Source organism: Streptosporangium sp. NPDC049078 (assembly GCF_040648855.1).
Lineage (GTDB): Bacteria > Actinomycetota > Actinomycetes > Streptosporangiales > Streptosporangiaceae > Streptosporangium.
On sequence record NZ_JBEZEL010000016.1, the window covers coordinates 108,778 to 131,006 of the forward strand.

The 22,229-nt window shown below is 71.1% G+C and carries 18 protein-coding genes; 10 read left to right on the forward strand and 8 right to left on the reverse strand.

Annotated elements, in window-relative coordinates; all coding sequences use genetic code 11:
* Positions 1-2 precede the first annotated feature (2 nt).
* Entirely contained in the window at positions 3-743 is a 741-nt protein-coding gene (locus AB0B90_RS26955) for a YcnI family protein (RefSeq protein WP_362925425.1), read from the forward strand.
* Positions 744-987: 244 nt separating this feature from the next.
* Here AB0B90_RS26955 and AB0B90_RS26960 read toward each other — a convergent pair whose 3' ends face one another.
* From AB0B90_RS26960 to AB0B90_RS26970, 3 genes are all read right to left on the reverse strand, one after another.
* The gene (locus AB0B90_RS26960) at positions 988-1,869 is read right to left on the reverse strand and encodes an ABC transporter permease (protein ID WP_350949197.1); all 882 of its coding nucleotides are present in this window, start codon (positions 1,867-1,869) and stop codon (positions 988-990) included.
* On the reverse strand, positions 1,856-2,941 hold the full coding sequence (locus AB0B90_RS26965) for an ABC transporter ATP-binding protein (protein ID WP_350949198.1): 1,086 nt from the start codon (positions 2,939-2,941) through the stop codon (positions 1,856-1,858). The genes AB0B90_RS26960 and AB0B90_RS26965 overlap by 14 nt, the downstream gene beginning before the upstream one ends.
* Positions 2,942-3,156: 215 nt before the next feature.
* Positions 3,157-4,353: a DUF2092 domain-containing protein gene (locus AB0B90_RS26970; protein ID WP_350949199.1), complete on the reverse strand. Its 1,197-nt coding sequence runs from the start codon at positions 4,351-4,353 to the stop codon at positions 3,157-3,159.
* 161 nt (positions 4,354-4,514) lie between these two features.
* On the opposite strand from AB0B90_RS26970, the gene AB0B90_RS26975 reads away from it, so the two are divergent.
* The 3 genes from AB0B90_RS26975 to AB0B90_RS26985 all read left to right on the forward strand — a co-directional run bounded on the left by AB0B90_RS26975 (position 4,515) and on the right by AB0B90_RS26985 (position 8,375).
* Positions 4,515-5,189 carry a response regulator transcription factor gene (locus tag AB0B90_RS26975; protein ID WP_350949200.1) on the forward strand — a complete coding sequence of 225 codons (675 nt, stop codon included), beginning with the start codon at positions 4,515-4,517 and terminating at the stop codon, positions 5,187-5,189.
* Complete coding sequence (locus AB0B90_RS26980) at positions 5,179-6,765, forward strand: HAMP domain-containing sensor histidine kinase (protein WP_362925428.1); 1,587 nt, start codon at positions 5,179-5,181, stop codon at positions 6,763-6,765. The genes AB0B90_RS26975 and AB0B90_RS26980 overlap by 11 nt, the downstream gene beginning before the upstream one ends.
* A 149-nt stretch (positions 6,766-6,914) precedes the next feature.
* The gene (locus AB0B90_RS26985) at positions 6,915-8,375 is read left to right on the forward strand and encodes an aspartate aminotransferase family protein (protein ID WP_362925430.1); all 1,461 of its coding nucleotides are present in this window, start codon (positions 6,915-6,917) and stop codon (positions 8,373-8,375) included.
* Between the two features lie 10 nt (positions 8,376-8,385).
* On the opposite strand, the gene folP is transcribed toward AB0B90_RS26985, so the two are convergent.
* Positions 8,386-9,219, reverse strand: a complete 834-nt coding sequence (folP, locus tag AB0B90_RS26990; RefSeq protein WP_350949203.1) for a dihydropteroate synthase — start codon at positions 9,217-9,219, stop codon at positions 8,386-8,388.
* Positions 9,220-9,316: 97 nt separating this feature from the next.
* Positions 9,317-10,186 carry a LysR family transcriptional regulator gene (locus tag AB0B90_RS26995; RefSeq protein ID WP_350949204.1) on the reverse strand — a complete coding sequence of 290 codons (870 nt, stop codon included), beginning with the start codon at positions 10,184-10,186 and terminating at the stop codon, positions 9,317-9,319.
* Positions 10,187-10,924: 738 nt separating this feature from the next.
* Here AB0B90_RS26995 and AB0B90_RS27000 point away from each other — a divergent pair.
* Positions 10,925-12,181, forward strand: a complete 1,257-nt coding sequence (locus AB0B90_RS27000; protein ID WP_362925433.1) for a neutral zinc metallopeptidase — start codon at positions 10,925-10,927, stop codon at positions 12,179-12,181.
* 843 nt (positions 12,182-13,024) lie between these two features.
* Positions 13,025-14,491 carry an LCP family protein gene (locus tag AB0B90_RS27005; RefSeq protein ID WP_362925435.1) on the forward strand — a complete coding sequence of 489 codons (1,467 nt, stop codon included), beginning with the start codon at positions 13,025-13,027 and terminating at the stop codon, positions 14,489-14,491.
* A 104-nt stretch (positions 14,492-14,595) separates the two neighbouring features.
* On the opposite strand, the gene AB0B90_RS27010 is transcribed toward AB0B90_RS27005, so the two are convergent.
* On the reverse strand, positions 14,596-16,659 hold the full coding sequence (locus AB0B90_RS27010) for a spermidine synthase (protein WP_350949206.1): 2,064 nt from the start codon (positions 16,657-16,659) through the stop codon (positions 14,596-14,598).
* A gap of 171 nt (positions 16,660-16,830) precedes the next feature.
* Here AB0B90_RS27010 and AB0B90_RS27015 point away from each other — a divergent pair, with 171 nt between their 5' ends.
* The 3 genes from AB0B90_RS27015 (at position 16,831) to AB0B90_RS27025 (ending at position 19,648) form a co-directional block, all read left to right on the forward strand.
* On the forward strand, positions 16,831-18,189 hold the full coding sequence (locus tag AB0B90_RS27015) for a S8 family serine peptidase (protein ID WP_350949283.1): 1,359 nt from the start codon (positions 16,831-16,833) through the stop codon (positions 18,187-18,189).
* 4 nt (positions 18,190-18,193) lie between these two features.
* A complete protein-coding gene (locus AB0B90_RS27020; RefSeq protein ID WP_350949207.1) occupies positions 18,194-18,424 on the forward strand; it encodes a hypothetical protein in 231 nt (76 codons plus the stop codon).
* 228 nt (positions 18,425-18,652) lie between these two features.
* A complete protein-coding gene (locus AB0B90_RS27025) occupies positions 18,653-19,648 on the forward strand; it encodes an ion transporter (RefSeq protein WP_350949208.1) in 996 nt (331 codons plus the stop codon).
* Positions 19,649-19,656: 8 nt separating this feature from the next.
* Here the strand turns inward: AB0B90_RS27025 and rpsD are convergent, their stop codons facing one another.
* A complete protein-coding gene (gene rpsD, locus AB0B90_RS27030) occupies positions 19,657-20,271 on the reverse strand; it encodes a 30S ribosomal protein S4 (protein ID WP_350949209.1) in 615 nt (204 codons plus the stop codon).
* Between the two features lie 88 nt (positions 20,272-20,359).
* On the opposite strand from rpsD, the gene AB0B90_RS27035 reads away from it, so the two are divergent.
* Positions 20,360-21,088 carry a DUF2470 domain-containing protein gene (locus tag AB0B90_RS27035; RefSeq protein WP_362925438.1) on the forward strand — a complete coding sequence of 243 codons (729 nt, stop codon included), beginning with the start codon at positions 20,360-20,362 and terminating at the stop codon, positions 21,086-21,088.
* A 220-nt stretch (positions 21,089-21,308) separates the two neighbouring features.
* Here AB0B90_RS27035 and AB0B90_RS27040 read toward each other — a convergent pair whose 3' ends face one another.
* Positions 21,309-21,887 (reverse strand): ATP-dependent Clp protease proteolytic subunit, encoded by a 579-nt coding sequence (locus AB0B90_RS27040; protein ID WP_350949211.1) that lies wholly within the window; start codon positions 21,885-21,887, stop codon positions 21,309-21,311.
* Positions 21,888-22,229 lie beyond the last annotated feature (342 nt).

The window sequence follows — 22,229 nt, forward strand, 5'->3', positions numbered from 1 at the left end:
CCATGTCGCTCACGCATGCCTGCCGTCGACTCGCCGCCGTCACCGCCGGTGTCACCGCGCTCACCCTCGGCCTCGCCCTTCCCGCCCTCGCGCACGTCACCATCAATCCCAATAGCGCCCAGCAGGGCGGTTTCACCAAGGTCGCCTTCCGGGTCCCGAACGAGCGTGACGACGCCTCGACGACCAAGCTCGAGGTGACCTTCCCCACCGACCACCCGCTGGCGTTCGTCTCGGTCAAGCCGGTGCCCGGCTGGGAGGTCAAGGTGGTCGAGGGCAAGCTCCCCAAACCGGTCACCACCGAGTACGGCGAGCTCACCGAGGCGGTCACGAAGGTCACCTGGTCGGGCGGGAAGATCGATCCCGGCCAGTTCCAGGAGTTCGAGGTGTCCATGGGAGCCCTGCCCACCGACACCGACCAGCTCGTCTTCCCCACCACCCAGACCTACAGCGGCGGCGAGGTCGTGAAGTGGGCGGACGAGCCCAAGGCCGACGGCTCCGAGCCCGAGCGCCCGGCCCCGACGCTGAAGCTCACCCCGGCCTCCGCCGAGGGAGACGGCCACGGCGCCGCCGCCTCCGCCACCCCCTCGGCCGCGGCCCCCGCGTCGGCACCCTCCGTGGCTCCCGCCGCCTCCGCCGAGAGCTCGGACGGCACCGCCCGCCTGCTCGGCGGGGCCGGGCTCGTACTCGGGATCGCCGGGCTCGTGGTCGGCGCCCTCGGCCTGCGCCGCGGGCGCGCCTCCTGAACATCCTTCGATCGCCTTGTGATCGTCTTCTGGTCGCGCGCGGAACGGCCCCGGGAAGGCTTGGGTTCACGAGGTCGTCGCGACTCCTCGATCCGAGGAGTCGCGACGCCCCCTTGAAACCACCAGGAACTTCCCGGGACCGTTCCGCGTCCGCCCGCACCTTTCCCGGAGACCGGCGCGGGCCCCGGCACGGAGGCGGCGACGGCGCCGTCCGAGATCAGGCGGATCAGGCGGATCAGGCGGATCAGGCGGTGATGTCCTTGCCGGTGAAGCGCGCCCAGGCGACGGAGCCGAAGACGGCGACGTAGGCGGCGAAGACCAGCAGCCCCTGCCCCATCTCACCGGTGGCCACCGGATCTCGCAGGACACCGTCGAAGCCGCTCCACCAGTGGGTGAGCAGGTAGGGCTGGATCGCCGACAGCTGCGGGATGACCCCCAGCAGCTGGGACACGATGACGACGACCACGGTCGAGGCGATGGCGCCGACGGACACCTCGGTGAAGGTCGACAGCGCCAGCGCGACGGCGGCCAGCGCGGCCATGCCCGCGGTGACGTACAGCGCCACGACACCGATTCGCAGCACGCCGTCGAGGAAGGGGATCGTCCCTCCCGACAACAGCGTGATCGGCCCCGCGGGGAACAGCAACAGGCCGACGAGCAGCGCGGACAGCGCCACCGCGGCGACGGCGGCCAGGCAGAAGACGACCGCGCCGGCGTACTTGACGGCCAGCAGGCGGGTCCGGCCGGCCGGGGCCGCGAGCAGGTAGCGCAGCGTGCCGATGCCCGCCTCCCCCGCGATCGAGTCACCGGCGACGACCGCGACGGTGACCGGCAGCAACAGCTGCACCAGGACGGAGAACGCGGCGAAGGTGAGGAAGAGCCCGTTCCCCGCGACCTGTTCGAAGATCGCCGACCCGCCGCCGGCGCCTCCCTCTCCCCCCATGGACCCGCTGAACATCCGCAGCGCCGCCCCGATCAGCGCCGGGATCACGGCGAGCACGGCGAGCATCGCGATGTTCCTCGGCCGCCGGAAGATCAGGCCGATCTCCGAGCCGAGCAGCCGCAGCCACGCCCGAGGGGCGCCCACCGCCCGCGCGAGCGGAGGGGCACCGCTAACCGTCGACATCGAATCCCTCCCCGGTCAGGCCCACGAACATGTCCTCAAGGCTCGGTCGCTGGACGGCGAGGCCGCGGACGGCGACGCCGTCGGCGACCAGGGCGGCGCACACCCGCTCCGCCGCGCCGCTCCCCAGCGCGGCGCCGACCTCACCGTCACCGAGGCGGATCTCCGCCAGGCCGAGCCCCGCCAGCACGGCCGCCGCCTCGACGGTGTCGGGGGTCTCCACCCGGATCCTCACCGTCTCCCGCGCGCGCAGATCGGCGATGGATCCCTGGGCGACGAGCCGCCCGGTTCGCATGACGGCGATGTGGGAGCACATCTGCTCCACCTCGGCCAGCAGGTGGGAGGAGACGAACACCGTCGTCCCCTCGGCGGCGATCTCCTTGACCAGGCCACGCACCTCGCGGGTGCCCTGCGGGTCCAGGCCGTTGGTCGGCTCGTCGAGGACGAGCAACTCCCTCGGGCCGAGCAGCGCGGCGGCGATGGCCAGCCGCTGGCGCATGCCGAGCGAGTAGGCGCGGTAGCGCTTGCCCGCCGCGGCGGCGAGGCCCACCCGTTCCAGCGCGTACCCGATCCTGGCCGAGACCGTGCGCGGATCCGCGGAGGGATCGGCGGCGTCGTAGCGGCGCAGGTTGGCCTCGCCCGACAGGTAGGGGTAGAAGGCCGGCCCCTCGACGAGGGCGCCCACCCTCGGCAGCACGCCGCCCGCCGCCGAGGGCATCGGCGCGCCGAGCAACCGCCACTCCCCCGCCGTCGGGGCCACCAGACCGAGCAGCATACGAATCGTGGTGGTCTTTCCCGAGCCGTTGGGGCCGAGGAAGCCGAACACCGACCCGCCGGGTACGGCCAGGTCGAGGGCGTCCACGGCCACCTGACCGCTTCCGAAGCGCTTGGTCAGCCCGCTGGTGACGATGGCGAGATCCCCGTCGGCGGCGGGACCCGGCACCGGTCTCTCGTCCGTCAGCACGGCACCCCCGGCCACCCCGCCGTCCCCGACCTCGCCGGCTCCGCTCTCCGAGGTCTCGCCGCTCCGGTTCTCACCGTCCCCGCCGTTTCTCGCGTTCTGGACGATCGGCACTTCTCCCCCACTGCTCGTCGGTCGTGGGACGGCCGCGCGGCCGTCCCGTCTCATCTCACGCCCCGGACGTTCGCGGGCCGCCGGATCCGCCGGATCTCCCGAACGCCCGCGTGGTCCGGAGGGGCGTCCCCGGTTCACGCCCCCTGATCCCGCACACGGGATCGGAGGACGCCCGCCGGGAGCCGGGCGCGGACACCTGACTCCCGGCGTCGTGTTCACTTCCGACCGGCCGCCTCGGACAGCTTCTCCGGGGTGACGGCACCGACCAGCAGGCGGCCGTCGTCGGTCAGCAGCGCGGAGACCAGCTTGGTCTGGACGACCTTGCCGCTGCCCCACGTGCCACTGATCGGCTTGGCCGACTTCAACATGGCGTCGGTGATCGCGTCGGCGTCCTGTCCGACCGCGTCTCGTGAGGCCTCGTCCCGTGGTGCCGAGGTCAGCTTCCGCATCTCGGAGGCGGGGATCACCGCGACCGTGGTCCAGCCTTCGCCGACGATCTCGGCCTTGTTCCTGATCTCCTCACCTTCCCTGAGCTTCTCCCCCTGCCGCCCGCGCTCCTCGGCGAGCTCGCCGAGCGACGTCTCCTCGACCTTGGCGCCCGCGGGCGGGGTGAAGGTGAAGTTCTCCGCGGCGGGCGGGGAGAAGGTGACCGAGGTGAAGCCGATCTCGAAGGCGGGCTCGGCCGCGCTCCTGGCGTACACCTGGATCCGCAGCGGGACGAAGGTCTCCCCGTCCAGCGCCACCTTGACCTCCTTGACCAGGGAGGAGGCGTCCTTGGGCGCGAGGACGAGCTGGTAGGCCGCACGGTCGGCGACCTTCTCGGTGTTGGTCACACTGATCGCGGTGTCGTCCCCGGCCTTCTCCAGCAGCTGCCGGGCGAACTGCTGCGGTGTGGCCGCCGTGGGCAGCGCGCTACGTGCGGCGCCGTCGGCCGGCCCCCCGTGCCCGAGTCCCTCGGCGTCCTTCGCCTCCCCCACCTTGATACGGGTGGCCTTGTTCGCGTCGCTCTGCCACATCCACACCTGGTCGCCGTTGACGATCAGGTTGGTCTCGCTCATCCGCCCCGGAAGGGCGAAGCGGACCTTGTCCTCACCGCCGTACCAGACCTTGAGCTCGTGCGAGCCCGCGAGCAGGCCCGCGGGCGAGGATCCCCCCATGCCCGCCACGTCGGGCAGCCCCGGCAACCCGAGTGAGGCGGTCTGCACGACGGTGCCCGACATGGGTTTGAGCCCGGTCTGGCTCGCCTGGACGGCGTCGGCCAGCAGCTGCTCGGCGGTGCGCTCGGGCAGCGCGGGATCCCCCTGGACGGCGGCGATGACCGGTCCGGCTCCGATGGCTCCGGCGACCACCGCGATCGCGGCGACCGGCACCGCCCACCTCACCGCGCGCCCCCGTCTCGCTTGCTCAGACATCTCATTCCTCCACGGTATGCCGTCAATCCCTGTCAGCAGCAGCCTGCGCGACGGGTCCTGTGCCGAAGCTGAGACAGACTGAGAGGGCTCACAGGCTTCTCAGCCGCCTCTCAGGCCGGGTGGTCGAGGATGGGCACGTCGGGACGGTGAAAGGGGCAGTCATGCGGGTTCTCGTCGTCGAGGACGAGCGGAGGATGGCCGCCGCCCTGCGGCGTGGTCTGCAGGCCGAGGGGTTCGTGGTCGACCTCGCGCACGACGGGGAGGACGGCCTGCACCAGGCGAGACACGGCGACTACGACGTGGTGGTGCTGGACATCATGCTGCCCAGGATCTCCGGCTACAACGTCTGCAAGCAGTTGCGGGCCGAGGAGAACTGGGTTCCGATCCTCATGCTGTCGGCCAAGGACGGTGAGTACGACATGGCCGACGGGCTCGACCTGGGCGCCGACGACTACCTGACCAAGCCGTTCTCGTACGTGGTGCTGGTGGCCAGGCTGAGGGCGCTGCTGCGGCGCGGGGCGAGCCGGCGCCCGGCCGTGCTGAGGGCCGGAGACCTGGAGCTCGACCCGGCTCGGCGGCGCGTCACCAGGGGGGAGACGCCGGTGGAGCTGACGCCCAGGGAGTTCGCGCTGCTGGAGTTCCTGCTCCGCCACCACGACGAGGTGGTCTCCAAGACGGAGATCCTGGAGCATGTCTGGGACACCTTCGACACCGATCCCAACGTGGTGGAGGTCTACGTCGGCTACCTGCGGCGCAAGATCGACGTGCCGTTCTCCCGGAACGCGCTGCAGACGGTACGGGGAGCGGGATACCGGCTGGCCGGCGATGGCGGCTGATCCGGCGCACCGGGATTTCGGGGACCCACCCGCCAAGGCGGGCACGGGCTCCCGCACCGGCACGGGTCCGCACGGAGGAGGGCGCGCGGTCGGCAGGTGGCGGCGCAAGAGCCTGCGCTTCCGGCTGACGGCGGTCGCCTCGGCCGTGCTGGCGGTGGCGCTGGTGGTCTCGGCCTACGTGATGATCACCGTGCTCGGCAACGCGCTGCGGGACACCATCGACGAGTCGATCTACCAGCGGGCCAGGGACACGGTCTCGCTCGCCGACGCCGGACGGCTGCCCGACGAGATGACCTCGCCGGACGGCACTCTCCTGCAGGTGATCGACGGCGCGGGGCGGATCACCCACACGACCACCGGCACCGACAGGCTGGTGCCGCTGCTGGACGCGGAACAGCGGGCGGCGGCGATCGGCGAGGGCGAGGCGCGGTTCCTGGACGGCAAGCCGTACGGCATCCCGCACCTGCTCCGCGTCCGGGTGCTCAGCGCCGACCGGGGGCAGACGGTGATCGCGGCGCGTTCCTTCAGCGAGGTGCAGACCAGCATCTCCACGGCGGGGAACGTGCTGATCGTCGGCACGCCACTGCTGCTGGTCCTGCTCGCGGCGGCGAGCTGGGTGATCATCGGCGGGACCCTGAGGCCGATCGCGGCGCTGCGCCGGGGTGCGGACGAGATCACCGACACCGCCCGCTCGCGTCGCCTGCCGGTGCCCGAGGCGCGCGACGAGGTGCACAGTCTGGCCACGACGCTGAACGCGATGCTGGCCCGGCTGGAGAAGGCGGGCATCCGGCAGCAGGCCCTGGTCTCGGACGCGGCGCACGAGCTGCGCAGCCCGCTGGCGAGCATCCGGCTCCAGTTGGAGGTGGCTCTCGGCCACCCCGAGGGGCAGGACTGGCGGGAGACGGCCGAGGGCGTGCTCGAGGACACCATGCGCCTGTCCCGGCTGGCCGAGGACCTGCTCTCGCTCGCCCGCCTGGACGAGCGCGGCGGCACGCCCGCGCGGGGGGAGCCGGTGGAGCTGGACCAGCTCGTCCCGCAGACCGTCGAACGCTACGGCGAGGCCGTCACGGTGAGGATCATCGGCGACCCGGGCGGTGCGCCCGAGAGCGGCCCCGCCCCGGCCGGCGGCGCGGTCGTCGACGCGACCGGCGACGCGACCGGGGGCGTGTCCGGCGGCGCAGGCACGCCGGAGAACGGGTCCCGCGACGCCGGCGGCGCGGTGGAGAGCAGGTCGATCACGGTCACCGGGGACGCGCTGGACCTGGGCCGGGTGCTCGTCAACCTGGTCGACAACGCGCTGCGGCACACCTTCGCCCCCGTGGTGGTCGAGCTGCGGACCGAGGGGGCCGACGCGGTGCTGACCGTCGCCGACGACGGGCCGGGCATCCCCGAGGCCGACCGGGAGCGGGTGTTCGACCGGTTCACCCGGCTGGACAGCTCGCGCAGCCGCGACGAGGGCGGAGCCGGGCTGGGCCTGGCCATCGTGCGCGAGACGGTCCACGCCCACGGCGGCGCGGTCCATCTGGAGGACGCCTCCCCGGGTCTTCGCGCGGTCGTACGGCTTCCGCTGTCCTGATCGAGGCCGTTGGATCACCCGCTCGGCCGGGCGACGGGCCTCCGTCGTATCCCCCGTACGGGTCGATTCGTGTGATGCTGGCATTTTCCCGGCGGCCCTCGCGGGCCGTTCCCTTCCGGCCCGCGCGAGCCGTACCCCCGAGGAGAGCGATGAGCCTGCCCGACAAGGGCCGCAGCACCGAGGAACTGCTGGCCGAGATCACCCGCCTCAAGCGGGAGGACCTGCCGGTGCGCGGAGGCAAGGTGACCGCGTACGTCTACGACACCGGGCGGCCAGAGGTGCACGAGGCCGCAGCCAGGGCCTACTTCGAGATGCTGGAGGTCAACACCCTCGACCCGACGGCCTTCCCCAGCGTGGTGGAGATGGAGAAACAGGTCGTCGGCGCGGTCGCCGAGCTGCTCGGCGGCGGGTCGGGCATCTTCACCAGCGGCGGCACCGAGTCGATCATGCTGGCGGTGAAGGCGGCACGGGACGCGCGGGAGACCGCGGGGCGCCCCCGGATGGCGGTCCCGGTGACCGCGCACCCGGCCTTCCACAAGGCCGCGCACTACCTGGGGCTCGTGGTGGACGCCGTGCCGGTGGACCCGGTGACCTTCCGCGCCTCCCCGGCGGACGTCGAGGCCGCGATCACCGAGGACACCGTCCTGGTGGTCGCCTCGGCTCCGTCCTACCCGCAGGGCGTGATCGACCCGGTCGCCGGGATCGCCGCGATCGCCGCCGCGCGTGGCGTGCCGTGCCACGTGGACGCCTGCGTGGGCGGGTGGCTGCTGCCGTGGCTGCGCGAGGCCGGGGCGGACATCCCGCCCTTCGACCTGTCGGTGCCCGGGGTCACGTCGCTCTCGTGCGACCTGCACAAGTTCGGCTACGCCCCGAAGGGCGCCTCGGTCGTGCTGTTCGCCGATCCGGCGATGAGGCGGCGGGCGTACTTCGCCTCGGCGTCGTGGCCCGGCTACACGGTGATCAACGCCACCGTGCAGAGTTCGAAGTCCGCGGGCCCGCTGGGCGGCGCGTGGGCCACCCTCCAAGCCCTGGGCCGGGAGGGCTATCTGGAGCTCGGGCGCACCACCCTGGCGGCGGCCCGCGAGCTCCGCGCGGGCATCGCGAAGATCCCGGGGCTGCGGGTGCTCGGTGACCCGGAGTCGGCGCTCGTCGCCTTCGGCTCCGACGGAGGCTCCGGCAGTGGCTCCCACGGGGACTCCGGCGGCGAAGGGGTGGACGTGTTCGTGCTGTCGGACGAGGCGCGGAGACGCGGCTGGTTCCTGCAGCCGCAGCTGTCCTACTCGGGCATCCCGGCCAACATCCACATCACGGTGACCGGGGTGACGCTGCGGGGCGTCGAGGCGATGCTGGAAGTGATCGCGCAATCCGTGGAGGCCGCGCGGGAGCGGGGTCCCGCCAAGCTGCCGGAAGGGCTGGTGGAACTGGTGGCGGGCCTGGACCTGGACGCGCTCGACGACGCCGCCTTCGGTGAGCTGGCGTCCGCGGTCGGGGTGGACCTGGGCGGTTCAGGGCAGCCGGAGATGGCCGTGGTCAACGCGGTTCTCGACGCTCTTCCCGCCGATCGGCGAGAGGCGATCCTGATCCGCTTCCTCTCCGTCATCTATTCCTGATCCACCGGCGTCACCGGCGCAGTCTTTCCACGGTGGCCAGGGCGGCGCGGGCGGAGGCGGCGTCGTGGACGCGGAAGACCCGGGCGCCCTGCCAGGCGGAGACCGCCAGCGTGGCCATGGTCCCGGCGTGGCGTTCGTCCACCGGCAGGCCGCCGAGGGTCTCTCCGACGAAGTCCTTGTTGGAGACCGCGACGAGCACCGGCCAGCCGGTGGCGACCATCTCGTCCAGGCGGCGGCTGACCTCCAGGGAGTGCCAGGTGTTCTTGCCGAAGTCGTGCGCCGGGTCGATGAGGACCGACTCCCTGGGCACCCCCGCGGCGACGGCGCGCTCGGCGAGGTCGACGGTGTAGCCGATGACGTCGGCGACCACGTCGGCGTAGGCGATGCGGTGCGGGCGGGTGCGCGGGGTCACGCGCCCGGCGTGCGCGCAGACCAGGCCGATGCCGTGCCTGGCGGCGACTCCTGCCAGCTCGGGGTCCACCCCGCCCCAGGTGTCGTTGAGAAGGTCCGCGCCCGCCTCGGCGACGACCTCGGCGACCTCGGCGCGCCAGGTGTCGACACTGACGATGAGCCGGGGATGGCGGCGCCTGACCTCGGCGACCAGGTCGGCCACCCGGCGGATCTCCTCGGCGGGATCGACCTCGTCGCCGGGACCCGCCTTCACGCCGCCGATGTCGACGATGTCCGCGCCTCCCGCGACGGCACCGTCCACCGCCTCCAGGGCCGCCGCGAAGCCGTACGTCCTTCCCCTGTCGAAGAAGGAGTCGGGGGTGCGGTTGACCACCGCCATGATCGCGAACTCGCCGGGCCGGAACTCACGGCCACGCAGGCGCAGGATAGTCATCGAGACCGAGCCTATAGCCCCGGTGTCGGAGAGGACGGCGCTCCCACCTGCGCCGCCTCTGGGGGAAATCTGGGAAAACCAGCGAACCACAGGGTCCTTACGCGGCCGACCCACTTTCGGCCACGGACAGGAACTCCTGGGCGATGGCGGGCAGCCGCCGCCGCGCGTGAACGATGGCGATCACCCGGCGGACCGAGGGATCGAGGGTGCGGACCACGAGCCCGGCGCGGGAGGCCTGCTCGGCCATCCCCCGGTACCAGAGCATCGAGGCCGTACCCGAACGGACGGTGCCCAGCCAGTTGCCGCGCTCGTCGAGCTGCGTCGCCACCACGGGGGCCACACCGTGCTTGGCGAAGAGCGCGTCGAACTCCCTGCGCCGGGAACTGCCGGGAACCGGCAGCACCAGCCGCATGCCGTTGAGTCTCCTCATCGGCACCGGGTCGGGCAGGTCCACGCCGGGCGGGGAGATCAGCACGATCTCCTGGCGCTCCAGCGGGTGGCTGACCAGATCGGTGGGGACGGGCAGGTCCGTCAGGCCGAGATCGGCCCGTTGGTCCCTGATGGCGCTCACCACGCCGTCCCGCCCGTCACAGCGGACGATGTGAATGCGTACCCCGGGATGTTCCGCGGTGTACGCGGGGAGGAGGCGTCCTGCCAGCCCCGGTTCGAGGCTGGGTATCGAGGCGATGCGAAGCTCCGCCTCGGACGCGTGGCCGTGCGTGGACAGTGACTCGATCTCGCGGACGGCGTCGAGTGCCTCCCGGGCCAGCTTGACCACCCGGCGTCCCTGTGCCGTGACGACCACGCCACGTCCGGAACGTGCGAACAACGTCATCCCGAGCTCTCGTTCCAAATCCCTGATCGCACGGGAAAGGGCAGGTTGTGCGATGTACAGCGACCTGGCCGCGTCGGTCATGGTGCGATGCTCCGCCGTCGCGACCACATAGCGGAGCTGCTGCAGATTCATGGTTTGAAGCTAGGTCACGGGCCCTGGATCGGTCCGGTACATAGCGGAGATCACCTCGGATGATTTCGGAATGTAATCGAATGCAGCGACATCCGTGACGGATGATAAATCAGTATGCTTACGCCCCAAATTCGGCAAAAGTCCGGACCTGTAGCTCATATCAGACGCTCGGGGTAACGGGGAGACAGCGTGACAGGCAACGGACAACATCCTCCACCACCCCCTCCACCAGGGGGGCGACCACCTCAGGAGCCGCCCGGGTGGGCGGCTCACGGCCACCCCCAGCCGCCACCGGGGTATCCACCGCAGCCGGGACAGGGAGACCGTCCGGCGTCGCCGTGGCAGGGACACCCGTCGCCGCCGGGGCAGGGCTATCCGCACACGCTCATCCTGCCCACGTACCCGGAGCAGGGGCACCCCTCGCCGGGACAGGGAAACCCTCCGGCGCCGCCTCCGGGACAGGCCGGATATCCGCCGGCACCCCCGTCAGGACAGGCCGGATACGCACCGGCACCGCCGAGGCAGGGAAACCATCCAGCGTCGCCGCCGGGGCACGGGAGCCACCCGGCGTCGCCGCCAGGACAGGGATTCCCTCCCGGCTACGGGTATCCCCCCGCCTCCCGGCAGCCGAGCCCGCCCCAGAGCCACCCCCAGCCACCGCCCTCCGGATATCCGCCCCGGTTTCCGTCTTCGCCGGCGCGCCCGCAGCAGCAGCCGCCGGAACAGGGATACCGGCATATGCCCACACTGCCCGGCGGTCAGGCGCCGTACGGCCATCCGGCCCCACCGCCGCCGCCGTACGGTCATCCGACCCCACCGCCATCGCCGTACGGCGATCCGGCCCCACCGGCGCCGCCGTACGGTCATCCATCCCAGCCACCGTCGCCGTACGGTCATCCGCCCCCGCCGCCGTACAGTCACCCGGCCCCGCCACCACCGGACCTGCGGCAGCGGCACGCCTACCCGCCACCGCAGTGGCAGCCGCAGCGCTCTCGTTCCAGTGGCGCCGGGGCGATCGCCGGCGGGTTCCTCGGTGTGTTCGCGCTGGTCTTCCTCGGGCTCGTGGTGATGGGCGCGGTGGCCAAGAACAGCCGCCGCTCGGTTTCGGTCTCGCCGGTCGCGATCTCGCCGCCGCCCACCTCCCTGGACGGCAGGCCCACCGCGAAGCCCGCGCGGACCGCGTCCAGCGAACCGCGGCGGACGACGACCTCCTCCGACGCCTCGAAGGACACGGTCACGCCCCCGACCAGGGCACGGGCGCTCAACACCAGCCTGGAGAAGAACACGCTCTACCGGGCCGGCGGGCTTCCCAGGGTCAACTGCCCGGCGGGATCGGCCAGCATCTACGACCACAGTCAGCTCAAGGCACTGATCCTCAAGACCTCCAGATGCATGGACAAGGGGTGGTCCCGGATCATGCGCGAGCAGGGCATGGACTGGCGTCCGCCCGGCTACGCCCTCACCGCGACGAAGGGCCGCGGCGCCTGTGGCGACTTTCCCTCGCCGGGCAGCATGGTGCCCTACTACTGCCCGCGCAACACCACCATCTACGCCTCGACCAGGGCGATGGTGCGAGGGGTGGGCAACTCCGGCGGGTACGGCTCCATCACCGACTGGCACGGCGGGGTCGTCAGCATGATGGCGCACGAGTACGGACACCATGTGCAGCATCTGTCGGGGTTGTCCGACACCTGGTGGCAGAAGTCGCTCCGCTCCGGCAGTCAGAGCGGAAGGCTCGCGCTCAGCCGCCGGTTCGAGCTCCAGGCGACCTGCTTCGGCGCGATGTTCATGCGCTCGGTCTCGGCCAGCTATCCGGTGACCCCCGCCCGGCGCAACACCCTCTACTACTTCTACTCCCGCGTGGGCGACTGGCCCGGCTACCCCCGTGACCACGGTTCCCCGGCGAACAACCATCGGTGGTTCCGGCAGGGCTACGAGAAGAACAAGACCTTCCAGTGCAACACCTGGTTGGCACCGTCTTCGGCGACATCTTAGATAACATCACGACTTAAACGATCATTCACCACAGATTAGCTATCTGTCTGTCATGTCCAGGTATGGGGACTAGAATCCTGGCAAATTCCGTTCAATCGGGGAACCTTGGCTGTTTTGCCAGGTAGACCGGGGCAAGACGTAGTAGGAAGCGGTGTGACGATGCGCCTTGGGCAAGACTCGGGGGATCTCGCCGGCGACAGTGGGAACGGGAAACGGCGCCCCCGGCGCCGCAGCGGTGGCCAGGGCGCGGGCCGCGGCGGCGGCCAAGGTGCAGGTCGTGGCGTCGCGCAGGGGCCGGCCGAGACACAGCCCCCCGCCGCTCCACCCGGCACGCCACAGGCGCAGGGCTCTCCCTCCGGGCAGAACGCGTCCCCCTCCAGGGACGCGGCGAGCGGACTCCGGGCGGCTCCCGGCCAGGCCCAGAGCGTGCCGGACGGGCGGGGCACACCCCCGCAGACCCGGCCCGGCGTACGGGGCGCCGCCGACGGACAGGAGGCGCGCTCCCCTCTGGGCGCGCACAACGGGCCGGGGACGCCCTCCCCCCACGACGTACGCGGCGGGCAGGGAACGCCTCCCCCGAACGGCGTACGCGACGGGCAGGCCACGCACGACGCACAGGAGTCCGTTCCTTCCCGAGGGGCGCCCGAGACCGAGGCGGCCTCTCCCTCGCAGGCCGGAGCTGGACCGCGGCCCGACCAGCCCGCGGGACCGGCTCAGCCTCAGGGAGCAGCCCCGCCCGGAGGGCCCGGCAGCCCCGGAGGACCGGGCCAGAGCGGAGGGTCGCCTCCCGGCCCCCCTGCCCCTCCCGGGCCGCCCGGGAAGCGGCCGCGGTTCGCCAAGCCGATGACGGTCGGCGCGCTCATCGGCTGGACCGCGTTGTCGGCGCTCCTGCCCGGCGCGGCGCACCTGCGGGCGGGACACCGCCGCACCGGATACATCCTCCTCACGATCTTCGGCGCGCTGTTGCTCGCCGCCCTGGTCGGCGCGCTCGTCCTCAGCGGTGACGGCAACGCGGGCTTCGTCGCCCGCGACAGCACGCTGATGACCGGGGCGGTCCTCGCCATCGTCGGCGCGATCGCCTGGTTCCTGCTGGTGCTCTTCTCCTACGTCTCCCTCGGGCCCGACCGGCTCAGCGGCAGGGGACAGATCGTGTCGGGAATCGCGGTCGGCGTGCTGTGCGTGTCGGTGATGGCGCCGTTCGCGCTGACCGCGAGCACCGTGCTGACCGTCAAGGACGCGGCCAACAGCATCTTCGAGAGCGCCTCGGCCAACCCCACGGCGGCCCCCGTCAAGCACGAGGACCCGTGGGGCGGGCGCAAGCGGGTGAACTTCCTGCTCGTCGGCGGCGACGGCGCCGGAAACCGGGAGGGCGTGCGGACCGACAGCATGACCATGGCCAGCGTGCACGTCGCGACCGGCAACACCGCCATGTTCAGCCTCCCCCGCAACCTCCAGCACGTCCGCTTCCCGCCGAACACCCCGCTCGGCAAGCGGTTCCCCGACGGGTTCATGCGCGAGCTGCCCAACGGGGGCCTGCTCAACGAGGTCTGGCAGTACGCCGAGGACCACCCCGAGCTCATGCCCGACGTCAAGGACGGCCATCGAGGCCCTCGGGCCCTCATGGAGGCGATCGGCTACACGCTCAACCTGAAGATCGACTACTACGCCCTGGTCAACATGTTCGGTTTCGCCCACCTGGTGGACGCCATCGGCGGCCTGAGGATCAGGGTGGAGAGCGACGTGCCCTGGGGCGGCCTCTACGGCACCGCGGGGACCATCAAGGCCGGATACCGGAAGCTCACCGGCGAGGAGGCCCTCTGGTACGGGCGCTCCCGCGTCGGCAGCGACGACTTCTCCCGGATGGCCCGCCAGCGCTGCGTCATCGGCGCCTTCACCCAGCAGGCCACCCCGTCGGTCGTGCTCACCAACTTCGTCAAGATCGCGAACGTGGCCAAGAAGATGGCCAAGACCGACATCCCTCGCGAGTTGCTCGAGCACATCACCGAACTGGGGCTGAAGGTCAAGGACGCGAGGATCGTGAGCCTCCAGTTCGTGCCGCCGGAGTTCTACACCGGCTCGCCCGACTGGCAGAAGATCCGTGCCGCGACCGCCAGGACGCTGCGCCAGTCACTGCAGCCGGCCCGTCGGCCCCTCGCCGCGACGGCCTCCCCCGGGACGAGCGGCACGAGCGGATCAACGCCCACCGCCACACCCAAGCCCTCCAGGACGGCGGTGGCCAAGCCGAGCCAGACGCCCACCCCGAACGGCAAGGGCGAGGCCGCGTCCCTGGACGAGCTCTGCGGGTTCTGACCGCCCCGCGCGACCGGCTCCGCCGCCGACCATCCCGCACGCATGTGGCCCGCCCTCCGCGAAGGAGGACGGGCCACCGGCGCTTTTCCCGGAGCCCGCCGGGCTCAGCCGGCCTTGGCCGCTCCGACGCCCCTCGCGGTCCTGGGCAGCAGGACGAAGGCCCCCAGATAGATCAGGCCCGCGACGATCAGCAGTGCCTGGTAGCCGATGACCAGCGCCAGATACTCCAGGCAGCCTCCGACCATCGCGCCCAGCAGGTTCGCCCCGAAGGACACGGTGGCGTCCGCGGAGTCGGCGAAGCGCTTGGCGAACACCACGTTGGCCGCGAAGATCGGCAGGAACGCCACGACCACGGCCGCCACGGCGCGCACCGGCAGCGGCAGGCTCAGCAGCCACGAGTTGGGCACCAGCCAGGCGAGGACCAGCCCCGCGAGCAGCACCCCGTACATCACCGGCAGCGACGGCACCCTGAAGCGGCGGGTCACCTCCACCGCGGCGAGCACGGCGACCAGCACCCCGCCGAACACGATCGCGTTCACCACCCAGGTGGTGCCGAACAGCAGCGCGAACCCGGTCACGCTCTTCGTCTCCAGCAGCAGGAACGCCACCCCGAGCAGGAAGAGGTCGGCGTACGGGCGCATCCGCCGGTAGGGACCGGCGACGGCGCGGACGGCGAGCAGGCTGACGACGAGGATCAGGCCGAGGGTGATGACGTAGATCTGCGGGATCGTCCGGTCCTTCAGGTAGAGGAAGGGCCGGTCGTCACCGCTCGGCGGCGGGGTGTCGGCGGTCGCCCCCGCCCATTCGGAGTCGCAGCGCTGCGCCTCGGCGGTGAGACCCGCGGTGATCACCGCCTGCTGCCCGGTCTCGCTGACGATGTCGACGCAGGGCTTGTGGCCGAAGGCGGCCTGCATGGTGGAGCCGAGGCGGTCCACCAGCCAGGTCTCGCGGTAGTAGTTGTACATCGAGAAGGTGCCGCCGGGCTTGAGGTGGTCCCTCGCCGCCTCCATCGCCTGCTGGGTGAACAGGTAGCTCTCCAGCCGCAGCGAGCTCGCCCCGGACACCAGGGTGAGCGAGTCGGGCAACGCGAAGAGGATGAGGTCGTACTTGTCGGAGGTCCGTTCCAGGAAGGCGCGGCCGTCGGTGACGTGGGCGGTGACGCGGGGGTCGCTGTACGGACTGTCGGGGTGGTAGGAGCGGCCGAGTTCGAGCAGTTTGGGGTCGATCTCCACGGCGTCCACACGCTTGGCGCCCTTCGACAGCGCGATCGACACGTCGGTCCCGCTGCCCGCGCCCACGATCAGCACGTCGTCCAGCTTGCCCGAGGTCGCGCGCTCGTACGGCAGGGCGTACTGGCGTTCCCACTCCAGGCGGCTTTTGGCCGGGCTGGCCTGCTGGTGCGGGATGCCGTTGACCTTGATGTCCATCAGCGGCACGTCGTTCCAGTAGCCGCGCACGTAGGTCACCTTGTAGTAGGGCGACCACAGCGCCCCGGCCGTCAGCGACTCCGTCGCGAGGACCCCGACGACGATGAGGGAGGGCACGAGCAGCGCCGCGCGGGCCCAGACCCTGCGGGGCCAGAGCAGCACCGCGTAGGCGACCGCGGCGATCAACCCCCACACCACCGGGGGCGCGCTGAGGAACGACAGCGCGGTGAACAGCGCGATGCCGCCGAGGCTGCCGATCAGGTCGTAGCGGTAGGCCTCCAGCCGTTCCAGCTCGGGGAAGCACCGCCCGACCAGCTCGGCCGGGCCCATCAGCACGATCGCCGCCGCGGCGAAGATGACCGGCAGGATCAGCCAGGCGGGCGGCCCGCTCTCGCTCAGGCTCGTCCAGTACAGGACCCCCTCGGTCTGGCGGTCCACGGTGACCGGGAAGAGCCACACGACCAGCACCAGGACGGCGAGCACGATCGGCGAGTAGTACGGCTGCCGGGTGGTGCGTCCCACCCGGAGGAAGCCGAGCCCGATACCGAGAAACGACCCCAACAGGACGAAGTTGGTGAAGTAACTCAGATGAACGATGTTCGATCCGGTCCATCGGATCAGGGCCAGCTCCAAGAAGAGCATGAACCCACTGGCGACGATCAGTCTGGGCCGGGTGCTCAGCCAGTGGGTGTGCCGGACATCTGGGGTGGGGGGTGGAGTCGTCTCCGCCTCTGCGGTCATGCCGCCCAACGCTAGTCACCGGCACCCGCACAGGGAAGGAAATCCATCCCTGTCGTTTGCGTGGGTTACATGCCATGAGACCAGATAGAGGGTGGTTTCAACGGCTGGACGCGATCGAGGCGGATGCAGGAACGTGGTGGAGCCCGATCCTCTCAAGCCCCGGTGGTGCACATGCGGGTCCTGCTCCAGCTCCGTCCATCCCCCGACGTCGTCGCGGCCGTGGCCGACCCCTCGGTGAGCACGGCGGCGGCCGACGTCGCCGACGCGTTGCCCGGCGTCGTCGTGGACCCCTCCTTCACCCCTGTCGTCGCTCCCCGCCCGGTCCCCCTCGCCGGGGGCGATCCCCTCTCGCTCAACCAGCCGCTCACGTTCTCCTTCGCCGACGACGAGGCCTCCGTCCTGGTCCGCGGGGAGATCTCCGACGACGAGATCTCCACCCGGGTCACCCTGCTGCCCTCGCTGCGTCCCGACGTGGTGGGGGTCTTCGCCGACCCGATGATCCAGCGGAGCCTCACCTGCGGCGGAACGCCACCGGTGGGCGACTGGCGCGACGTGGAGCGGCTGCTCCACGTCCCCGAGCTGGCGCGCGAGGGCCTCGACGGCTCTGGCGTCGCGCTCGCGGTGCTCGACAGCGGCATCAACGCCGCGCACGTGGCCCGGCAGTTCGACCGCGGCGTGGCCCTCGACGCCCAGCGCAGCTGGAAGCCGTCGGGGGTGCGGGGCGAGGCGGGCGAGTTCCCCGTCGACCACGGCACGATGTGCGCCTTCGACGCGCTCATCGCCGCCCCGAGGGCGTCGCTGATCGACGTGCCCGTGCTGCTCTCCCGGCGTCCGGGCGGCTCGGCGCTGGACGGCCTGCTGTCGGACGCGGTCGCCGCCTTCGCCCACCTGCGCACCGTCCTCGAAGACCAGCCCGAGGCATCACGCTCCCTCGTCGTCACCAACAGCTGGGGCTCCTTCTCCCCCAGCTGGGACTTCCCCGCGGGCCATCCCGGCAACTACTCCGACAACCCGGCCCACCCGTTCAACCTGATCGTCTCCAGCCTGGAGCAGGCGGGCGCCGACGTGCTGTTCGCCGCGGGAAACTGCGGGCGCGACTGCCCCGACGGCCGGTGCGCGTACGCCAACCGGCCGATCACGGGCGCGAACTCCCACCCGCGCGTCCTGTCGGTCGGCGGGGTCGACATCCGTGGCGAGCGGGTCGGCTACTCCTCGCAGGGGCCCGGCCGCCTCACCGTGAGAAAGCCCGATCTCTGCGCCTTCACCCACTTCTCCGGCTCGCGGGCCTTCGGCGACGACGAGGCCGACTCGGGCACCTCGGCCGCCTGTCCCGTCGTCGCCGGGGTCGTCGCGGCCATCCGCACCCTGTGGCCCTCCTCCCGGCTGTCACCCTCCCAGCTGCGCACCCTGCTCCGGCGCACCGCCGACGACCGCGGCGACATCGGGTTCGACCACGACTACGGCTACGGAGTCGTCGACACCCCCGGGATGCTCGCCTCGTTGCGACGCCGCGCCAGGCGCGTAGCGTGAGTGCATGCTCCTGATCACCGTACGGCTCCCGCCCGACGCCACGCTCGCGCAGGCCATGCGGCGCCTGAAACTGCCCGAGGAGGACGTCGACACCGACTACGGCCTGGTGCTCATCGACCCCGACCAGGGCCTGTACGGCCTGCGGGTGAGCGAGGTCGCCGCCCGCCGGGTCGCCCCGAAGGAGGGCGGCCCCTACTCCGACCCGAAGATCGAGCCGTACGGCCCTCCAGGCTGAACCCCGCACTCGCCGGGCGGGGCCCGGCCCCCTGCCCCTCTGCCTGCCGGACAGAGCACAGGGGCAGGGCCGAAAGCAGTGGTGGCACTCTCTTCCCGGCACGGAACGTTCCCGTACCGCAAAGCCCGAATATTTCGGACACCTCACTCCACGAAAGGCGGATTTCGGTCTTCACCGGTCCGTTATGATCTTTGCTTGTCCTTGACCTTTTGACTTCCGGGAGTCCCCGTGCCACCGCGCGAGCGTCTCCGCCGCCTGCTCGAAACGCAGCGTTTCCAGCAGTTCATCATCACCGTCATCGTGATCAACGCGGCCACGCTCGGACTGGAGACCTCGGCGACGCTCGCCGAGCCGTACGGCGCGGTGCTCACCGTCGTCGACCACCTCGCCCTCTACGTCTTCGTCGCCGAACTCACCGCCAAGCTGTACGCCTACGGCTGGCGGTTCTTCCGCAACCCGTGGAGCCTCTTCGACACCGTGATCGTGGTCGTCTCGCTGCTCCCCACGGCGGGCGGGCTCTCGGTGCTGCGCGCGCTGCGCATCCTGCGGGCGCTACGGCTCATCTCCGTGCTTCCCAGCCTGCGCCGGGTGGTGACCGCGCTGCTCACGGCACTGCCGGGGATGAGCTCGATCGTGCTGCTGCTGGCACTGGTGCTCTACGTCGCGGCGGTGATGAGCACGAAGCTCTACCACGTCACCGCCCCCGAGTACTTCGGCGACCTGCCCACCTCGCTGTTCACCCTGTTCCAGATGATGACCGGGGACGCCTGGTCCGACATCACCAGGGAGGTGATGGACGAGCATCCGTCGGCGTGGCTGTTCTTCGTGGTGTTCATGCTGGTGTGCACCTTCGTGGTGCTGAACCTGTTCATCGCGGTGGTGGTCAGCGCGATGGAGGAGGAGCACGCCGAGGAGTCCGTACAGGCGACCGAGGAACTGGGCAGGACCGTACTCGCCGAGCTGGCCTCGCTCCGGGCCGAGGTGCGGGAGTTGCGGGACCGGGTTCCGGTGCCGGTGAACGGCGCCGCGGGAACGAACGGAACGGCGAACGGCGACTCGGGCTCCGCGGGGAAGAACGACACGAACTCCGGCGGAAAGAACGGCTCAGGCTCCGCGGGAAAGAACGGTTCTGCGGGAAAGAACGGCTCGGATTCGAAGGGCTCGGCGAACGGTGGCGTGAGAAAGCCCGCCACCCGGAAGGCGGCGGGCCGGCGGCGCGGATAGGCGCCGGGTCAGCGCGAGTAGAACTCCACCACGAGCTGCTCGTCCACCGGGACCACGATCTGCTCGCGCAGCGGGCGGCTGAAAAGGGTGAACCGGAGGTCGGCGTGGTCGACGTCGAGGTAGGCGGCCGTCCGGTCGTCCGCGTACACGCCTTCGGACGCCGCGACGAACGGCTGCATCCGGCGTGATCTCTCGCGCACCGCGACGACCTGGCCCGGCTTGACGAGGTAGCTGGGGATGTCGACCTTGCGGCCGTCCACGGTGATGTGGCCGTGGGTGACGTACTGGCGGGCCGCGTAGATGGACGGGGCGAGCCCTGAGCGCAGGACGAGGGAGGCGAGGCGCGTCTCCAGCAGCACCACCAGCTCCGCGCCCGCCCGGCCGGTGCCGCGCAGCGCCATGTCCCAGTAGCGGCGCATCTGCCGTTCGGAGACGTCGTAGTACCAGCGGAGCTTCTGCTTCTCCATCAACCGCAGCCCGTAGTCACCGGTCTGCCGCCGGTTGGTCTTGCGACCGTGCTCACCCGGCGGGTAGGGGCGCTCCTCGAAGTATCGGACGGCCTTACGGGTCAGCGGCACGCCGGCCCTCCGGGAAAGACGCACCTTCGGCCCGGTGTAGCGCATGCTCACTCCTCTGTGGTTAGGTTTACCTTAGTTAGGCAAGGCTAATCTTATACACAGCAGTGCCCCCGACCTCAAGGAGAGCCGGTTCATGCAGCCCGTCACCGCTCCGCCGATCCCCGAGCGGGTCCGCACCCTCGCAGCCACCGCCGCTCCCACCCACGTCTCCGTCTCCGGAACCAACGCTCCCGCGACACCCGCCAGGGGCGGCGTGGACGGCGCCGGACGACCCGTGCTGCTCGTCCTGCCCGGCGATCCGCTCCATGACGTGCGAGACGAGCCCGTGGTGACCGTGGATCTGACGTCGACCCGCTCACTGGGAGCGCACGAGCTCTCGCGGGGCCTGCTCAAGGTGCAGGGCTGGGCGCAGGCGGTGCCCGAGGCCGAGGCGAGGGAGACGGCGGTGGCGATCGCCGAACGCTGCCCGGACGAGGCCCTGTTCGAGACGCTGGAGGGGATGGACGGCCCCCGGCTGATCCGCGTCGACGTCGGCAGGGTGATCTATCTCACCGGGCCGGAGTCGGGCCTGCTGGACGCGGAGGAGTATCTGGGCGCCGCCCCCGACCCCCTGATGGACGACGCCGAGCGCATGCTCCACCACATCAACGGCTCCCACCGCCGGCAGTTGGAGGCCGCGCTCGTCTCCCTGCTCGCCGCACCGGTGCCGGAGGCCTGGCTCTGGGAGCTCGACCGCTTCGGGGCGACCGTCCGCTGCGGCGTCGACAGCGACCCGACGCTGATCCGGCTGCCATGGCCCTCGCCCATCGGCGACGCGGAGTCCCTCGAACACGCCGTACGCTGCCTGCTCTGCCGGCACTGACGAGGAAAGCCCGGCCGGGGCCCCTCGACGACCAAAAGGGCGACGATTCATCGCGTGGCACCGTTTTATCGCACGGCGCCATTTCCGGGCTAGGCAGGAAATGGCGCCAGACCATTTCATGTGAAGCACGCAGAATGGCCGTAGGAAACCGCTCCGAGAGCGCGATCACTCCCGGAGTGGAATATCCTCCCGAAAGGAGATCGTCCTCGGGAGCGGAATGTCAGCCCTCGGACACCACCTCGCTGGTGTTTCTGATCACCTGGTCGACGAAGCCGTAGTCTCTGGCCTCGGTGGCGGTGAACCAGCGGTCGCGATCCCAGTCCTCCTCGATCCGCTCCAGCGGCTGGCCGGTGTGGAAGGCGATCCGCTCGCGCATCATCTGCTTGGTGTAGAGCATCTGCTCGGCCTGGATGGCGATGTCGGCGGCCGTGCCCCCGAGGCCTCCCGAGGGCTGATGCATGATCACCCTGGCGTGCGGCAGGACGTAGCGCTTGCCGGGAGCGCCCGAGCAGAGCAGGAACTGCCCCATGGACCCCGCGATGCCCATGCCCACGGTGGCGACGTCGTTGGGGATGTACTGCATCACGTCGTAGATGGCCATTCCGGCCGACACCGAGCCGCCGGGTGAGTTGATGTAGAGCCAGATGTCGCGACGGTCGTCGTCGGCGGAGAGCAGGAGGAGCTCCCCGCAGATCCGGTTGGCGACCTCGTCGTTCACCTCACTGCCGAGCACGACGATCCGCTTGCGCAGCAGCCTCTGATACAGCTGGTCTTCGGGGACGATCTGGGGACCGCTCACGTCTTCCACCTACTCCGAACCCGAGGTTTGCCGATAAACGAATACCCGCGACCATAGTCCAGCGGGGAGCCGCGTTTTCCGTTCGTTCGCTGTCAGCGCTTTTCGCTGAAAGCGCAGCATCCCTCATTTCGTTTTTCCTCCGGGTGCGGCCGTCGCCCGGCCGGAACGGCCGTTCCCCCTGGCCACGAGCGTTTCCCGGCCGGATGAGTGCCCTCGGGCGGCCCCGGGGCGGGGCGTGATCACGCTCCCCCCTCGCGAGCGCCTCCAGGAGAGCGACGCCGGATCGGCCGGGCGGCGACCGCGCCCAGAGCAGGCATGTTTACCCCCTCCTCTGGAGGAGAG

What these genes read in the sequence shown, in the direction of transcription:
- AB0B90_RS26955 (WP_362925425.1), top strand. Translation starts at nt 3, where the DNA reads ATGTCGCTCACGCATGCCTGCCGTCGACTCGCCGCCGTCACCGCCGGT.
- AB0B90_RS26995 (WP_350949204.1), bottom strand. Translation starts at nt 10,186, where the DNA reads ATGAATCTGCAGCAGCTCCGCTATGTGGTCGCGACGGCGGAGCATCGC.
- folP (WP_350949203.1), bottom strand. Translation starts at nt 9,219, where the DNA reads ATGACTATCCTGCGCCTGCGTGGCCGTGAGTTCCGGCCCGGCGAGTTC.
- AB0B90_RS27005 (WP_362925435.1), top strand. Translation starts at nt 13,025, where the DNA reads ATGACGGTCGGCGCGCTCATCGGCTGGACCGCGTTGTCGGCGCTCCTG.
- rpsD (WP_350949209.1), bottom strand. Translation starts at nt 20,271, where the DNA reads ATGCGCTACACCGGGCCGAAGGTGCGTCTTTCCCGGAGGGCCGGCGTG.
- AB0B90_RS27010 (WP_350949206.1), bottom strand. Translation starts at nt 16,659, where the DNA reads ATGACCGCAGAGGCGGAGACGACTCCACCCCCCACCCCAGATGTCCGG.
- AB0B90_RS27035 (WP_362925438.1), top strand. Translation starts at nt 20,360, where the DNA reads ATGCAGCCCGTCACCGCTCCGCCGATCCCCGAGCGGGTCCGCACCCTC.
- AB0B90_RS27015 (WP_350949283.1), top strand. Translation starts at nt 16,831, where the DNA reads ATGCGGGTCCTGCTCCAGCTCCGTCCATCCCCCGACGTCGTCGCGGCC.
- AB0B90_RS26975 (WP_350949200.1), top strand. Translation starts at nt 4,515, where the DNA reads ATGCGGGTTCTCGTCGTCGAGGACGAGCGGAGGATGGCCGCCGCCCTG.
- AB0B90_RS26985 (WP_362925430.1), top strand. Translation starts at nt 6,915, where the DNA reads ATGAGCCTGCCCGACAAGGGCCGCAGCACCGAGGAACTGCTGGCCGAG.
- AB0B90_RS26980 (WP_362925428.1), top strand. Translation starts at nt 5,179, where the DNA reads ATGGCGGCTGATCCGGCGCACCGGGATTTCGGGGACCCACCCGCCAAG.
- AB0B90_RS27020 (WP_350949207.1), top strand. Translation starts at nt 18,194, where the DNA reads ATGCTCCTGATCACCGTACGGCTCCCGCCCGACGCCACGCTCGCGCAG.
- AB0B90_RS26970 (WP_350949199.1), bottom strand. Translation starts at nt 4,353, where the DNA reads ATGTCTGAGCAAGCGAGACGGGGGCGCGCGGTGAGGTGGGCGGTGCCG.
- AB0B90_RS26960 (WP_350949197.1), bottom strand. Translation starts at nt 1,869, where the DNA reads ATGTCGACGGTTAGCGGTGCCCCTCCGCTCGCGCGGGCGGTGGGCGCC.
- AB0B90_RS27000 (WP_362925433.1), top strand. Translation starts at nt 10,925, where the DNA reads ATGCCCACACTGCCCGGCGGTCAGGCGCCGTACGGCCATCCGGCCCCA.